We start from the raw sequence: 14949 nt of genomic DNA, 5'->3' as shown, positions 1-14949 counted from the left end.
ACGGCTGGCTGTCTCCGGCATCCACGATCTTCGTGCCGAGCTGAATGATGTGGATGACCAGGTCAAGCACGGCCATGACGGGGAGAGACAGCCTATATTTCTCTCGCCTTCTTCACCGCCTCGGCGAGGCTCGCCTTGGCCGAGCCGGGCTTGAGCGGCTGCTGCTGGCTCGCATGCGGGGCCCAGCCGGAGAGCCAGATGATATCGAACGTCGCACGGACGCGGCCGTCGGCATCGGCGAAGCGTTCGGCATAGATCTCCGCCGTCCGCAACAGCGTCGTGCGACGGCTCGGCACGCGGCGACGCTCGATCAGCACATTGGCCGCACCCATGCGGCGAAGATCCTGCATCAAAGCGAACGCATTGCCATAGCGTACCACGACGCGGTCGACGTCGGTGACCGGCAGCGCGAAGTCAGCGCGCTGCAACAGCGCGCCGATGTCGCGCAAGTCCGCGAACGGCGCGACGCGCGGCGACACGCCGCCTTCGCATTCGGCTTCGGCGGCCGCAAACGCCTGACGCAGCTCGGTCAAGCTGTCGCCGCCGATCATGGCGGCGAGCAGCAACCCGTCCGGCCTCAGGGCGCGACGAATTTGCGCGAGCACACCCGGCAGGTCGTTGACGAATTGCAGCGCCAGCGCCGAGACGATGAGGTCGCGGCTCTCCGGCTCGAAGGGCAGCTTTTCCTCGCCGGCCGCACCCGACGCAATCCGCTCGATCGAAGGCAGGCACGTCCGCAACGCCGCGAGACCCTCGCCGGGCGTCCACAGATCCACCGCCGCATGAAATTCCCGCGTCACCGCAGCCAACCGGTCGGACATATCCTCGGCCACGCGGTCGAGCAGGAAGGTGACCGGGCCTTGCGCAAGTGCGCGTTGCTGCCGTGCATGCAGCAAGGCGCGGTCGAACAAAGCGGGCGGGGTTTGCGGAATTTGGGCCATGCCGCTGGTTACGCCGATCATGCTGGCTATTGCAATCGGTCTCGTGTCCCGAACACGGTGCGGCACGAAGTGACGCTGCGCAGAGCTGGGACCCACGCTTCTGCGCATGCGGCTTTTCTGGGCCCCGGCTCGGCAGCGCGCCGCAAGAGCGCTGCGTCCGCGGCCGAGAGGGTGGCTTGAGCAGATGATCCTGGAACGCTAGCCTTCCCTGATGGAAGCCGAAACCGCTCCCTCCCGATCCATCGCCGCACCATTGCGTGCCGCGTGGACGGCTGGCCGTCAGGTGCTGTCGCGCGCGGCACGGCTCGCCCTCGACATCGCACTGCCGACGCAGTGCGTGTCCTGCCGCGAGCCTGTCGACGGCGAGGGCGTTTGCGCTTCCTGCTGGGCGCGACTGTCGTTCATTGAACGGCCCTATTGCCCGCGGCTCGGCATTCCCTTTGTGTATGACCCCGGTCCCAACATGCTGTCGATGGAGGCCATCGCGAACCCGCCGGCTTACACGCGGGCACGCGCGGCGGTGCGCTATGACGATGTTGCGCGCACGCTGGTCCATGCGCTGAAATACCAGGACCGCACTGATTTGGCGCCCGCCATGGGCCGCTGGATGACGCGCGCGGGCGCAGAGCTGCTCTCTGGCACCGACATGCTGATTCCCGTCCCCCTGCATTGGCGGCGGGCCTGGCGGCGCCGCTACAACCAGTCCGGCGCGCTGGCGCGCATCATCGCGCGGCAGAGCGGCGTCGAGGTCCGGGGCGAAGTGTTGCGGCGGGTGCGCGCCACCGAGCAGCAGATCGGGCTATCGCGGGCCCAGCGCGCCACCAATGTGCAGGGCGCGTTCCAGGTATCCCCCGACCGCCAAGCCGAGATTCAGGGCCGTCGCATCGTCCTGGTCGATGATGTCCTGACATCGGGTGCCACGCTGGATGCCTGCGCGCGGGCCCTGCTGCGCGCCAAGGCCGCCCAGGTCGACGTGCTGGTCTTTGCCCGGGTTGTCGAAAGCGGCCCTCGTCCCATATAATTCAATGAATTCATGACATGAAAGCGCTGGACGCCATGACTGCTGCTGTCGAGATCTACACCCGGCCGGGCTGCGGCTATTGTTCCGCGGCAAGGTCGCTGTTGACCCGCAAAAAGGCGATCTTCACGGAATTCGATGTCGCCAAGAACCCGTCCTGGCGCCAGGACATGTACGACCGCGCCGGCGAGGGCTCGACGTTCCCGCAGATATGGATCGGTGGAACCCATGTCGGCGGTTGCGACGAGCTCTACGCGCTCGACCGTGAAGGCAAGCTCGACCGCATGCTCGACAGCGTCAAGGCCGTCTCATGAGCGAGGATCGGACCTTCACCGCCGCAATGGTGCAGATGCGCACCGGGCTCTTGCCCGAACCGAGCCTCGCGCAGGCTACCAAGCTGATCCGGCAGGCTGCGGCAAACGGCGCCGACTACGTGCAGACGCCCGAAGTCAGCAACATGATGCAGCTGAACCGTAAGGCATTGTTCGAGCATCTTCAGAGCGAAGAGGACGACACCTCTCTGAAGGCGTATCGGGCGCTCGCAGCGGAACTCGGGATCCACATCCATGTCGGCTCGCTGGCGCTGCGTTTCTCGCCGGAGAAAGCGGTCAACCGCTCCTTTCTGATCGGGCCCGAGGGCAACGTGCTCGCGAGTTACGACAAGATCCACATGTTCGACATCGAGCTGCCGGACGGCGAGAGCTATCGCGAATCCGCCAATTACCAGCCGGGCGAGACGGCGGTAATTTCCGACCTCCCCTGGGGCCGTGTCGGTCTGACGATCTGCTACGATGTCCGTTTCCCTGCGCTCTACCGCGCGCTGGCCGAGAGCGGCGCATCCTTCATCACTGTGCCCTCGGCCTTCACCCGCAAGACCGGGGAAGCGCACTGGCACGTGCTGCTGCGTTCGCGCGCGATCGAGACCGGCTGCTTCATCTTCGCCGCGGCGCAAGCCGGCCTACACGAGAACAAGCGCGAGACCTACGGCCACTCCCTTATCATCGACCCCTGGGGCGAGATCCTCGCCGAGGGTGGCGTCGAGCCCGGCGTCATCATGGCCAAGATCGACCCGGCCAAGGTCGAGACGGCGCGCCGGGCGATCCCCTCGCTGCAGCACGGCCGCCGCTTCGGCGTCTCCGATGCCAAGGCCGGGCCGGACTATCTGCATCTCGTGCGGGGATCGGTATGATCCGCTACGCACTGCACTGCGACCGGAACCATGCCTTCGAAAGCTGGTTTCAGAGCTCGTCGGCCTATGATTCCCAGGTGAAGCGCAAGCTCGTCACCTGTCCAATCTGCGGCTCGGCCAGGGTCGACAAGGCGATCATGGCCCCGCGCATCGTCGGCAAGAAGGGCCGCGGGCGCGCTACGCCGCCGCCGGAGCCCACGGCGTCCACTACGCCTGCACCCGAGGCAGCGCCGTCAGGACCGACCTCGCTGCTGATGGCGCAGGAGCGCGAGCTGCGCGCCAAGCTGAAGGAATTGCGCGACCACATCGTCAAGAACGCCGACAATGTCGGCGAGCGCTTTGCCAACGAAGCCCGCGCCATGCACTATGGCGACAAGGAGCACCGTCCGATCTATGGCGAGGCCTCGCCCGACGAAGCCAAGTCGCTGATCGACGAAGGCATCGAGGTGTCGCCGTTACCGGTGCTGCCGGAAGACCGGAATTAAGTCCCTACCAGAACAGCGACCCCGATCACGATCAACGCTATGCCTGCAAGCTCGCGCGGCGCGATCGGCTGCTTGAACGAGTAATACGCCACGCCTTGCGCGAACAGCACCTCGATCAAAGCGAGCGTGCGGACATTGGCGGCCGCGGTCAGCGCGAACGCAAGGAACCAGAATTGTGATGCGAAGGCGCCCGTGAAGCCTGCAAGCATCGACGGCCGCCATAGTCCCAGGATGCCCCGCAATACGTTCGGCGCGCGCCAGAGCAGATAGGTCGTCAGCACCAGCGTCTGCACGAACAGGCCGAGCACTAGCGTGAAGGACGACGCCGTCACGAACGACACGTTCGGCACCGTGATGATCGCGCCGCGAAAGCCGACCGCGGAGAGTGCGAAGGCTGCCGCGGCGACGAGGCCGGTGATGGTCGGCTTCAATTCGGCAAAACTCTTCTCGCCGCCTGGCCGGAGCGCGGTGATGACGACCCCGGCGGTCGCGATCACGATCGCGAGCACCTTCAGCCAAGTCAGGTGATCGCCGAGGAAGACGAAGCCGAAGATCGCGGTCTGGATTGCTTCGGTCTTGAGGTAGGCCGTCGTCACCACGAAGGAGCGGTCATTCATGGCGAGCAGCATCAACCCGGTGGCGACGATCTGGCTGAGTGCGCCGAGCAGGAGCCACGGCCAGAACGCGACCGGCGGCATGCTGAGATGATCGCCGGAGACGACGAGCACCACCGCGAGAAACAGCAGCGAGAATGGGAAGCCGAACAGGAAGCGGATGTTGGTCGCGCCCCAGGTCCCCAGCGGCTTCGTCAGCGACCGCTGCATCGCATTGCGTGCGACCTGCCCGAGCGCGGCAATGACGGTGAAGGGAATCCAGAGGCTGGCGATGGTGAACATGGGATGGGTTGGCGGGCTATATGACGGCTCGTGCAAACTGCCGGCGGCGCGACAACAGGTCAATCATGCCTGCGTCATAGGAGCGATGCTCTCGCCATACCCTCACGGTCATCCTCGACAAGCGTAGCGCAGATCCGAGACCCATGACCCAGGGAGTGGCTTTCCGAAGACTCGGAGTTGCCACCTCGCGCCACAACTTCTCCCTGGGATAATGGCTCCTTGGCGGCCCACGCCAGGACGACACCAAATGGTTGGGATGCAGCGGCCTTACACCATCCCTTCCGCCACGACCATGTAGTTCACGTCCATGTCGGAGGAGAGGGTCCATTTGTCGGCAAAGGGGCTGTAGACCACGCCGGTCTGCTCGGTGATGACGAGGCGGTTGTCGAGCAGGTATTTTGCGAGTTCGTCGGGGGTGACGAACTTGCTCCACTCGTGGGTACCGCGGGGCAGCCAGCGCAGGACGTATTCGGCGCCGACGATCGCGAGCGCAAAACTCTTCCAGTTCCGGTTCAGCGTCGAGACCACCATCAGGCCGTTCGGCTTCAGCATCGATGCGCAGCGCTTCAGGAAAACGCCGACGTCGGTGACGTGCTCGACCACCTCCATCGCCAGCACGATGTCGAAGCGCTCGCGCGGATCAATCTCTTCCACCGTGGTGCAGCGGTAGTCGATCGCGAGATGGCTTTTGTCGGCATGCAGCTTCGCGGCGGCGATGTTGCTCGCCGAAGGGTCGATGCCGATGACCTGCGCCCCCAGGCGCGACAGCGGCTCGCAGAGCAGGCCAGCGCCGCAGCCGATGTCGAGCACGCGCAGGCCGCCGAGGCAATTGAGACTGCGCACATTGCGCTCGAACTTGCGGCAAGCGGCATCGCGGATGTAGCCGAGCCGCAGCGGGTTGATCCGGTGCAGCGGCGCCATCTTGCCCTTGGGGTCCCACCACTCCGCCGAGAGTTTTGAGAATTTCGCGATCTCGGCGGCGTCGACGGTCGAACCCGGCGCGGTAGTTGCGGAAGTATTTTGCTGCATGCTCATGATTACGCGCGGTCCTACCGCGTGGTGATCGAACTACGGAAGGCGAGCGGCGAGGCGATGGTCTTGATCGTCTCGATTCCCTCGCCGACGCCGCGAATCGTCACGTCGCCATAGTTGAGAATCCGTCCAAGAATGGTCTGGTCGACGTCGACGCTCTCGACCTTGTCCAGCGCCATCTCGAAGGTACGGCGCTTGATGAACCCGGTCTTGTGCACGACCCGGAGATTGGTGACGTCGGTCTCGGTGGTGAAGCGATGGAACCAGCCCTTGATGGTCCAGTACAAGGCCGCCAGGGCCACGAGACCCGCGCCTCCCAGGCAAAGCAAGACGAGCCCGTCAACCGTGACCTGCCGCGACAGGATCAGCAGCGCCAGCGCCACGATCCAGGCCACGATGGCCGGAAAATAGAAGATCCAATGCGCATTGGTCGAATACAGCACCCGCTCGCCCGGTTGCAGGATCTCGTCGATATAACGCGCCATGATCTGTGTTAACCCAATAGCCCCGCACCTGCCCCCGCAGGAACCCGCTTGCCCCCGGCCCCGCCGCTCTGTATACGCGCGGTCGGTATCCGCGAGGCACCCGTCCGGTGCGGTCACCATACTGATCCTTATGAGGGAATGCACGCGCCGTCATGAGCCGCCTCGTGATGAAATTCGGCGGCACATCCGTCGCCAACATCGAACGTATCCGCAACGTCGCGCGCCATGTGAAGCGCGAGGTCGACGCCGGCCATGAAGTAGCCGTTGTCGTCTCGGCGATGTCCGGCAAGACCAACGAGCTGGTGGCCTGGTGCACCGAGGCCTCGCCCATGCACGATGCGCGCGAGTACGACGCCGTCGTGGCCTCCGGCGAACAGGTGACGTCCGGCCTGCTTGCCATCGTGCTGCAGGGCATGGGCATCCAGGCCCGCTCCTGGCAGGGCTGGCAGATACCGATCAAGACCAGCGACGCCCATGCCTCGGCCCGAATCGAGGACATCGACGGCAGCGAGATCATCAAGCGCTTTAGGGAGCGCAAGGAGGTCGCCGTGATCGCCGGCTTCCAGGGCATCAACCCCGAGACTGGTCGCATCACCACGCTCGGCCGTGGCGGCTCCGACACCTCGGCCGTGGCGGTCGCCGCCGCCGTCAAGGCGGACCGTTGCGATATCTACACCGATGTCGACGGCGTCTACACGACCGATCCACGAATCGTGCCGAAGGCCAAGAGGCTCGACAAGATCGCATTCGAAGACATGCTGGAACTGGCCTCCCAGGGCGCCAAAGTGCTCCAGGTCCGCTCGGTGGAACTCGGCATGGTCCACAACATGCCGATTTTCGTCCGCTCAAGCTTCGACAAGCCCGAGGACATCGACCCGCATGCCAACCAGCCGCCCGGCACGCTGATCTGCGGCGAGGAGGAGATCATGGAAAGCCACGTCGTCACCGGTATCGCCTTCTCCAAGGACGAGGCCCAGATCTCGGTGCGCCAGATCGAGGACAAGCCGGGCGTCGCGGCCTCGATCTTCGGCCCGCTGGCGGACGCCAACATCAACGTCGACATGATCGTTCAGAACGTTTCTGAAGACGGCAAGACCACCGACCTCACCTTCACGGTGCCGGCCGCCGACTACACCCGCGCCAAGGACACAATTACCGCCGCCAAGGCCAAGATCGGCTATGCCCGGCTCGACACCGCCACCGACGTCGCCAAGATCTCGGTGATCGGCAGCGGTATGCGCAGCCATGCCGGCGTTGCTGCCCAGGCGTTCTCGGCCCTCGCCAGACGGAATATCAATATCCGGGCCATTACAACCTCCGAGATCAAATTCTCGGTTTTGATCGATGCGGCCTATACCGAGCTTGCAGTGCGCACCCTGCACACGCTCTACGGCCTCGATCAGACTTAGACGAATTTTCTCTTAGCGGTCGCAGCAAACGCGAAGGCGTCCACACATTCGCGTTTGGCAGGCGTTTTGCTTGGCAAAAGAAGCCCCAATTCGCTATACGGCGAACAGGGTTGGCTGCCGAAAACTGTGCCCCAGTTGAAGCGGTGTCGATTCGGCAAAAGCGTCAAGGCTCACTAGATTGAGCTTGGGCCGGCGCCGGACGAGCAGGCTTTGTTGCTTTTCTGGATTTCTGGGCCAGCCGCCGACGACCCTTTCGGGCTCGGCAGACGGAGGAGATTGACGGTTCATGCGGAGCGCGTCGGGAGGTCCCCGCGTCTTATTGAGACGGCTCCGCGAAACCATGGCGGAGCAGGTTTCGGCCCAGGAGCGGCTGGACAAGATCGTGGTGCTGATCGCCGCCAATATGGTGGCCGAGGTCTGCTCGGTCTATGTGCTGCGCGTCGACAACACGCTCGAGCTCTACGCCACCGAAGGTCTCAATCGCGAGGCGGTGCATCACACGGTGCTCAGCGCCCATGAGGGCCTGGTCGGCCTCGTCGCCAGCGAAGCGACGCCGCTCAATCTAAGCGATGCGCAGAGCCACCCGGCCTTTTCGTTCCGCCCCGAGACCGGCGAAGAAATCTACCACTCCTTCCTCGGCGTCCCGATCCTGCGGGCCGGCAACACGCTCGGCGTGCTGGTGGTGCAGAACCGCGCCAAGCGCAACTATGTCGAGGAGGAGCTCGAGGCGCTCCAGACCACCGCCATGGTGCTGGCGGAGCTGATTGCCTCCGGCGAACTATCCGCGCTGGCCCAGCCGGGCCAAGAGCCTGCCGCGCGCCATTCCGCGCAGAAGGTCGGCGCCATCCTGTCGGAAGGCATCGCGCTCGGCCATGTCGTGCTGCACGAGCCGCGCGTGGTCATCAAGGACTACATCGCCGAGGACCTGCCGAAAGAAATCAAGCGGCTCGACACCGCGCTCGCCAAGCTGCGCGCCGATCTCGACCGCATGCTTGAGCGCGGCGACGTCGCGGAGGGCGGCGAGCACCGCGAGGTGCTGGAAGCCTATCGCATGTTCGCCAACGACCAGGGCTGGTCGCACAAGCTGCATGAGGCGGTCGCCACCGGCCTCACCGCGGAGGCCGCCGTCGAGCGCGTCCAGTCCGACACCCGCGCGCGCATGCTGCGCTCGACCGATCCATATTTGCGCGACCGCCTGCACGACCTGGAAGATCTCGGCTACCGGCTGATGCGGCAGCTGGTCGGCCAGGACCACGCGCCCTCCCGCGAGCAATTGCCCGACAACGCCATCGTCATCGCGCGTGCGATGGGCCCGGCGGCGCTGCTCGACTACGACCGCAAGCGCCTGCGCGGCATCGTGCTGGAGGAAGGCACCGCCAATTCCCACGTCTCGATCGTGGCGCGCGCGCTCGGAATTCCTGCGGTCGGTGAAGTCCCGAACGCGCCGGGTATCGCCGATCCCGGCGACGCCATCATCGTCGACGGCACGTCGGGCTCGATCTATGTGCGCCCCTCGCAGGAAATCGAGGCCGCCTTCGCCGAGCGCGTGCGCTTCCGCGCCCGCCGCCAGGCGCAGTACCTCGCACTGCGCGACCGGCCTTGCGTGACCAAGGATGGCCAGAAGGTCGAGCTCATGATCAACGCAGGTCTCGCCATCGACCTGCCCCATATCGAGGACACCGGCAGCGCCGGCATCGGCCTGTTCCGCACCGAATTGCAATTCATGGTCGGCCAGAGCCTGCCGCGCACCAGTGACCAGCTCGCGCTCTATCGCACCGTGCTGGATGCGGCCGGCAGCAAGCCCGTCACCTTCCGCACCCTCGACATCGGCGGCGACAAGGCGCTGCCCTACATGGAAGCGGTGGTCGAGGAGAATCCCGCGCTCGGCTGGCGCGCGATCCGGCTCGGGCTCGATCGGCCCGGCCTGTTGCGCGGCCAAATCCGCGCGCTGTTGCGCGCCGGCGGCGGCCGCGCACTGCGCATCATGTTCCCGATGATCTCGGAAGTCGCCGAATTCGATGCGGCCAAGGCGCTGGTCGAGCGCGAACTCACATATTTACGCCAGCACGGCCACACGCTGCCGGAGCGGATCGACATCGGCACCATGGTCGAGGTGCCCGCCCTGCTCTACCAGCTCGACGAGCTCCTGAGGAAGGTCGACTTCATCTCGGTCGGCTCGAACGATCTGTTCCAGTTTCTGTTCGCTGTCGATCGTGGCAACCCAAAAGTGTCCGAGCGCTTCGACACCATGTCGGCGCCGATCTTGCGCGCGCTGCGCGACATCGCACGCAAGTCCCATGCGGCCAAGAAGTCGCTTTCGCTCTGCGGCGAAATGGCCTCGAAGCCGGTCGGCGCGCTGGCGCTGATCGCACTGGGTTATCGCTCGCTCTCGCTGTCGGCGACCGCCCTCGGCCCGGTCAAGGCCATGGTGCTCGACCTCGACGCCAGGAAGGCCGAAGCCATGCTCGGCCCGTTGCTGGACGCGCCCGCGGGCAGCGTCTCGATCCGGCAGAAGCTGACGGAATTTGCCGAGGCCGAAGGCCTGGCGTTGTAGCGGGCCTGGCGCCGCTTCCGCTCACCTCGCCTCCGCCCGCCCATTTGAGACTGAACCGATGTCGCCACTCCCCGAAGCCAAACTCGACGTCCTGCTCGCGCATCACGCCTCGCTCGAGGCCGAATCGCTCGGCCAGCTCGCCTCCGACCGTTATGTGCAGATCACCCGCGAGCTCGCCGAGATCACGCCGCTGATCGAGGCGGTGAAGACCTATCGTTCCGCAGTCAAGGAGCTCGCCGACACCGAGGCCCTGATCGCCGATCCCGCGACAGACGCCGAGATGCGCAGCATGGCGGAAGCCGAACGCGACGAGCTGACGGCCAGGATCGAGGACCTGGTCCAGAAGATCCGCGTCGCGCTACTGCCCAAAGACGCCATGGACGACCGCAACGTCGTGCTGGAAATCCGCGCCGGCACCGGCGGCGACGAGGCTTCGCTGTTCGCCGGCGATCTGTTCCGGATGTACGAGCGCTTCGCCAGCCTGCAGGGCTGGAAGGTCGAGGTGATCTCGGCCAGCGAAGGCACCGTTGGCGGCTACAAGGAGATCATCGCGGAGGTGCAGGGCCGCGGCGCGTTCTCCAAGCTGAAATTCGAATCCGGCGTGCACCGCGTGCAGCGCGTGCCCGATACCGAGACGCAAGGGCGTATTCACACCTCGGCGGCGACGGTCGCGGTGCTACCGGAGGTCGAGGATGTCGACGTCGACATCAAGAACGACGATCTGCGCATCGAGACCATGCGTGCGCAGGGCGCCGGCGGCCAGCACGTCAACAAGACCGAATCGGCGATCCGCATCACCCACATCCCGACCGGCATCGTGGTGATGATGCAGGACAGCCGCTCCCAGCACAAGAACCGCGCCTCCGCCATGAACATCCTGCGCTCGCGCATCTACGACGCCGAGCGCCAGCGCGTCGACGCCGCGCGGTCGGCCGAGCGCAAGGAGAAGGTCGGCTCCGGTGACCGCAGCGAGCGCATCCGCACCTATAACTTTCCACAGGGGCGCGTGACCGACCATCGCATCAATCTGACGCTCTACAAGCTGCCACAGGTGATCGCGGGGGAAGCACTCGGCGAGCTGATCGACGCTCTGACCACCGAGCACCAGGCCGCGCAGCTCGCCGCGCAAGGCGCGGCGGCCTGACGCGTGAGCAATCCCTTCACCGGACAATCGATCGAGAGTGCACGGCGCACGCTGGCCACACAATTGAGGTCGGCGCAGCGCGACGAAGCCGATCTCGATGCCCGCATCCTGCTCGGTGCGGTGCTCGGCCTCGACCTCACCGGCCTGATCGCGCAGGCCACCCGCTCGCTCACGGATGCCGAGGCGTCGCGGCTCGCGCAGCACGCACAGCGTCGCATCGCCGGCGAGCCGGTGGCGCGCATCCTCGGGACACGCGAATTCTGGGGACTGCCATTTCGTCTGTCCGAAGCAACCCTGGTCCCGCGTCCCGATACCGAGACCGTGGTCGAGCTTGCACTCGAAATCCTTCGCGAGCAGAAGGCAGCTTATCCACCTCGCATCGCCGACATCGGCACCGGATCCGGCGCGATCCTGCTGGCGCTGCTGCATGAGATCCCTGACGCTTTCGGCGTCGCCACCGATCTCAGCCTGACCGCGCTCACAACCGCCAGGGACAATGCCACAGCGCTCGGCCTTGCCGACCGCGCCGCCTTCATTGCCTGCTCCTATGCCGCCGCGCTCTCGGGTCCCTTCGATCTCATCGTGTCGAATCCGCCCTATATTCCATCCGCCGAAATCCCTAAATTGAGCATCGAGGTGCGCGAACACGATCCGCATCTGGCGCTCGACGGCGGCAATGACGGATACGACGCCTATCGCGCCCTGATCCCGCAGGCGAGCGAACGTCTCGCCCCCCGCGGCGCGCTGATCGTGGAGGCCGGACAGGGCCAGGCCGGAAATATTGAAACCTTGATGCTGGCTGCGGCGTTAGTGGTGGACAGGCCACCCAAGGCCGATCTGGCGGGTATTCCGCGGGCCGTTTCGGCCCGAAAAATGCCCCCATAAAAGCCGGAATGGCCTGTAAAAACCTCTTGGAATATCCCGTGGGAACGACTACGTTCCGGTCAACACATCGGTGCCGGCCCCGTAGACCTACGGGCGAAAGCCGGGCTCTCGGGCGAGAGCTTACTGATATAGGTTCCAAGCCGCAGGTCCTGTTGAGCGCGATGGCCAGTGGAGCTGCGCTGCACTCCGACCGCAACGTGAACGAAAGCCTGAATTTGCGCTTGAAGACTTACGCAAGAAAGCTGGGCTTGTTTCGGCAGGCGATATGAATGGGTTCGCTGGCAATGAATGCTGGCGGGTGGGGAACGCGTCTTTGTTGAACGCGACGGTCGACGAACATCGGCAGGGTTCAGGACCCTCTTGCGCGCGGTGCGTGCGAGAGTCGTGAACCGCTGTCACCAGGCCACTCCTAGCAATCAGTAACGCGTGCAACCTTTAGGGCTGGAATTAAAGGCAGGACATGAGAAACGGTCAGAACAAGCAGCGGATGCGCAACCGCAACAACAATAACAACAACAACCGGCGCGGCCAGAACCCGATGACCCGGGTCTACGAGTCCAACGGGCCCGACATCAAGATCCGCGGCACGGCTTCGCACATTGCTGAAAAGTATCTTCAGCTCGCGCGCGATGCGCGCTCCTCCGGCGACCCGGTTGCAGCCGAGAACTACTACCAGCATGCCGAGCATTATTTCCGCCTGATCGCCGCCGCCCAGGAGCAGTTCCGCCAGAACCAGCAGCAGCCGCGCGGTGACGAGCCGACCGCCAGTAACGACGACGGCGAGGACGATGGCGAGAATTTCTCGGCTTTCGGCCAGGAGCCGGGCTTCGTGCCGCAGCCGCCGCAGCAGCCTTTCATGCGCGACCGCGACGGCCAGCGTGATCAGCAGCGCGAGAACCAGCAGCCATATCACCGCGACCAGCAGCAGCCGCGCGAGCACCGCGAACGCGACCATCGTCCGCAACCGCAATACCAGCCGCCGCAACCGCCGAACCAGCCGCAGCCCGTCATTGCCGATGCCGGCAACGTCGATCGCCTGCCCTCCTTCATCACCGGCGCGCAGCCGCAAGTGAATGTCGGCGCGAATGGCGGCCAGGGCGGTTTCGAGGGCGGTGGCGGCAGCGAGCGTTATCCGCGGCGGCGGCGTCGGCCGCATGGCCCCCGCCCCGAGCGCGAAGCCGCGCCGGCGGCATCCAACGACGATCTCGCGCCCGGCGAATGAGCTGGTTGGTTTTCGTAAACTGAATCGTCCCGGCTCCGCCGGGACGATTTGCTTTCAGCTCCGGGTTACCGTCGTCGAGGACGGCACCAAGACGGGCTTCGCCAACGAGGGAATCAGCCGTGTCCGCTCGCGCTTGGCGGGAATCGCGCGGTAGACCTGCTTGGTGGCTTCGACGATGTGCACGCCGGCAAAGGGCAGTGACAGCGCCGCGCCGGCGCGCTCCCACATCTGCGCCGATTTCAAGACCCAGCCGCCGGCATAAGGCGGCATGAACAGCGCCTCGCCCCAGGCGGTCGGCGTGAACCAGGTCTGGCGCAGCAGCTCGGTGATCTGTGAGCGCGAATAGGGCCGGCCGTGGCCGAACGGCGTGCTGTCGGTGCGCGTCCACACCCCACGCCGATTCGGGATCACCGCAATGACGCGGCCGGACGGCGCCAGCACGCGCCAGACTTCGCGCAGCAGCGCAGCCGGGTCGTCCGACATCTCGAGCGCGTGGACCAGGAGAATGCGGTCGACCGCGGCGTCAGGAAGCGGCAGCGAGAATTCATCGACCAGCGAGGCCAGCGCCGGCCGCCCCGTCGGCCATTTCAGGACCCCCTGGGCCGCCGGCATGAACGCGAGGCAGCGCTCCGCGTCCTCGCGGAACAGTCCGAGATAGGGCGTGGGATAGCCGATGCCGAGTACGCGTTGACCCGCCGCGCCCGGCCAGCGCTGCCTGATGCCACGGTTGATCATTTGTCGCGCCACGATCCCGAGGCGGCGGGAATAGAACTCGCGGAGGTCGACGACGTCGATGGTCATGGCGGCAATGTAACATGCGCAAGGCCGCCGCCGCGCGCGGAATATTGCATTGCCTGCGCAACGTTAACGCCATATTTGTCTGGCGGGGCTGAGCGCGATGGAGATGTCATGGCCGCCGAAATTCGTACTTTCACCTGTTTAAGCGACAATTTCGGTTATCTGATCCACGATGAGGAAACCAAGGCGACGGCGTCGATCGACGCGCCGGAGGCAGGTCCCATCCTCAAGGCGCTGGAGCGCGAGGGCTGGCAACTCACCGACATCCTGATCACCCATCATCATGGCGATCATGTCGGCGGGGTCGCCGAACTCAAGCGGAAATTCAGTTGCCGCGTCGTCGCGCCGCACGACAAGACGACGAGAATTGCCGACGTCGATTTGCGTGTCGCCAATGCGGACGTGGTCAAGATCGGCAACCTGCTGGCGCGGGTCGTGGAGACGCCGGGCCACACGCTCGACCACATCTCTTACGTGTTCGACAATGAAAAGACCGTGTTCGCCGCCGATACGCTGTTCTCGATCGGCTGCGGCCGCGTGTTCGAGGGCACCTATCCGATGATGTGGGACTCGCTGTTGAAGCTGCGGGCCCTGCCCGACGACTTCAAGCTCTATTGCGGCCACGAATACACGGCGTCCAACGTCAAGTTCGCGCTCACCATCGAGCCGGACAACGCGGCGCTCCAGGCGCGCGCAGCGGAAGTTGCGAGGCTGCGGGCCGAGAACAAGCCGACCATTCCCGCCCTGCTCGGCGACGAGAAGCGGGCCAACGTGTTCCTGCGCGCCGATGAGCCATCGGTCGCAGCCAGGCTGCACATGAAGGGCGCGGATGCCGCCGCGGTGTTCGGCGAGCTACGCGAGCGCAAGAACAAATCCTGAAGCACAAGTCCT

General features: G+C 65.2%; 15 protein-coding genes. 10 read left to right on the top strand and 5 right to left on the bottom strand.

Annotation, left to right across the window (positions count from 1 at the left end):
- Window positions 1–92: 92 nt before the first annotated feature.
- A complete protein-coding gene (locus IVA87_RS08285; protein WP_247297808.1) occupies window positions 93–962 on the bottom strand; it encodes a methyltransferase domain-containing protein in 870 nt (289 codons plus the stop codon).
- A gap of 190 nt (window positions 963–1152) precedes the next feature.
- On the opposite strand from IVA87_RS08285, the gene IVA87_RS08280 reads away from it, so the two are divergent.
- The 4 genes from IVA87_RS08280 to IVA87_RS08265 are packed head-to-tail and all read left to right on the top strand — an operon-like array spanning window position 1153 to window position 3633.
- A complete protein-coding gene (locus tag IVA87_RS08280) occupies window positions 1153–1962 on the top strand; it encodes a ComF family protein (RefSeq protein ID WP_247297807.1) in 810 nt (269 codons plus the stop codon).
- Window positions 1963–1997: 35 nt separating this feature from the next.
- On the top strand, window positions 1998–2273 hold the full coding sequence (gene grxC / locus IVA87_RS08275) for a glutaredoxin 3 (RefSeq protein WP_247276437.1): 276 nt from the start codon (window positions 1998–2000) through the stop codon (window positions 2271–2273).
- Window positions 2270–3148, top strand: coding sequence for a carbon-nitrogen hydrolase family protein (locus IVA87_RS08270; protein ID WP_247297805.1), 879 nt, complete (start codon window positions 2270–2272; stop codon window positions 3146–3148). The genes grxC and IVA87_RS08270 overlap by 4 nt, the downstream gene beginning before the upstream one ends.
- Window positions 3145–3633, top strand: coding sequence for a DUF1178 family protein (locus IVA87_RS08265; RefSeq protein WP_247276274.1), 489 nt, complete (start codon window positions 3145–3147; stop codon window positions 3631–3633). Before IVA87_RS08270 ends, IVA87_RS08265 begins: the two co-directional genes overlap by 4 nt.
- Here IVA87_RS08265 and IVA87_RS08260 read toward each other — a convergent pair.
- The 3 genes from IVA87_RS08260 to IVA87_RS08250 all read right to left on the bottom strand — a co-directional run bounded on the left by IVA87_RS08260 (window position 3630) and on the right by IVA87_RS08250 (window position 6046).
- Window positions 3630–4529, bottom strand: a complete 900-nt coding sequence (locus IVA87_RS08260; protein WP_247297802.1) for an EamA family transporter — start codon at window positions 4527–4529, stop codon at window positions 3630–3632. The genes IVA87_RS08265 and IVA87_RS08260 overlap by 4 nt on opposite strands.
- A 267-nt stretch (window positions 4530–4796) precedes the next feature.
- A complete protein-coding gene (gene ubiG / locus IVA87_RS08255; RefSeq protein ID WP_247297800.1) occupies window positions 4797–5564 on the bottom strand; it encodes a bifunctional 2-polyprenyl-6-hydroxyphenol methylase/3-demethylubiquinol 3-O-methyltransferase UbiG in 768 nt (255 codons plus the stop codon).
- Window positions 5565–5578: 14 nt separating this feature from the next.
- Complete coding sequence (locus IVA87_RS08250; RefSeq protein ID WP_247333308.1) at window positions 5579–6046, bottom strand: PH domain-containing protein; 468 nt, start codon at window positions 6044–6046, stop codon at window positions 5579–5581.
- A gap of 152 nt (window positions 6047–6198) precedes the next feature.
- Here IVA87_RS08250 and IVA87_RS08245 point away from each other — a divergent pair, with 152 nt between their 5' ends.
- From IVA87_RS08245 to IVA87_RS08225, 5 genes are all read left to right on the top strand, one after another.
- Window positions 6199–7455 (top strand): aspartate kinase, encoded by a 1257-nt coding sequence (locus IVA87_RS08245; protein WP_247297796.1) that lies wholly within the window; start codon window positions 6199–6201, stop codon window positions 7453–7455.
- A gap of 286 nt (window positions 7456–7741) precedes the next feature.
- On the top strand, window positions 7742–10009 hold the full coding sequence (ptsP, locus tag IVA87_RS08240) for a phosphoenolpyruvate--protein phosphotransferase (RefSeq protein ID WP_247297795.1): 2268 nt from the start codon (window positions 7742–7744) through the stop codon (window positions 10007–10009).
- Between the two features lie 58 nt (window positions 10010–10067).
- The gene (prfA, locus tag IVA87_RS08235) at window positions 10068–11153 is read left to right on the top strand and encodes a peptide chain release factor 1 (RefSeq protein ID WP_247297793.1); all 1086 of its coding nucleotides are present in this window, start codon (window positions 10068–10070) and stop codon (window positions 11151–11153) included.
- A gap of 3 nt (window positions 11154–11156) precedes the next feature.
- Window positions 11157–12038, top strand: a complete 882-nt coding sequence (prmC, locus tag IVA87_RS08230; protein WP_247297791.1) for a peptide chain release factor N(5)-glutamine methyltransferase — start codon at window positions 11157–11159, stop codon at window positions 12036–12038.
- Between the two features lie 460 nt (window positions 12039–12498).
- Complete coding sequence (locus tag IVA87_RS08225) at window positions 12499–13260, top strand: DUF4167 domain-containing protein (RefSeq protein ID WP_247276266.1); 762 nt, start codon at window positions 12499–12501, stop codon at window positions 13258–13260.
- 54 nt (window positions 13261–13314) lie between these two features.
- Here IVA87_RS08225 and IVA87_RS08220 read toward each other — a convergent pair whose 3' ends face one another.
- On the bottom strand, window positions 13315–14061 hold the full coding sequence (locus IVA87_RS08220; protein WP_247297789.1) for a methyltransferase domain-containing protein: 747 nt from the start codon (window positions 14059–14061) through the stop codon (window positions 13315–13317).
- Between the two features lie 108 nt (window positions 14062–14169).
- Here IVA87_RS08220 and gloB point away from each other — a divergent pair, with 108 nt between their 5' ends.
- Window positions 14170–14937 carry a hydroxyacylglutathione hydrolase gene (gene gloB / locus IVA87_RS08215; RefSeq protein WP_247297787.1) on the top strand — a complete coding sequence of 256 codons (768 nt, stop codon included), beginning with the start codon at window positions 14170–14172 and terminating at the stop codon, window positions 14935–14937.
- Window positions 14938–14949 lie beyond the last annotated feature (12 nt).

It is taken from the genome of Bradyrhizobium sp. 147 (assembly GCF_023073935.1).
Classification (GTDB): Bacteria; Pseudomonadota; Alphaproteobacteria; order Rhizobiales; family Xanthobacteraceae; genus Bradyrhizobium.
The sequence above is the reverse complement of the archived record's forward strand: the minus strand, read 5'-3'. Positions and strand labels throughout refer to the sequence as shown.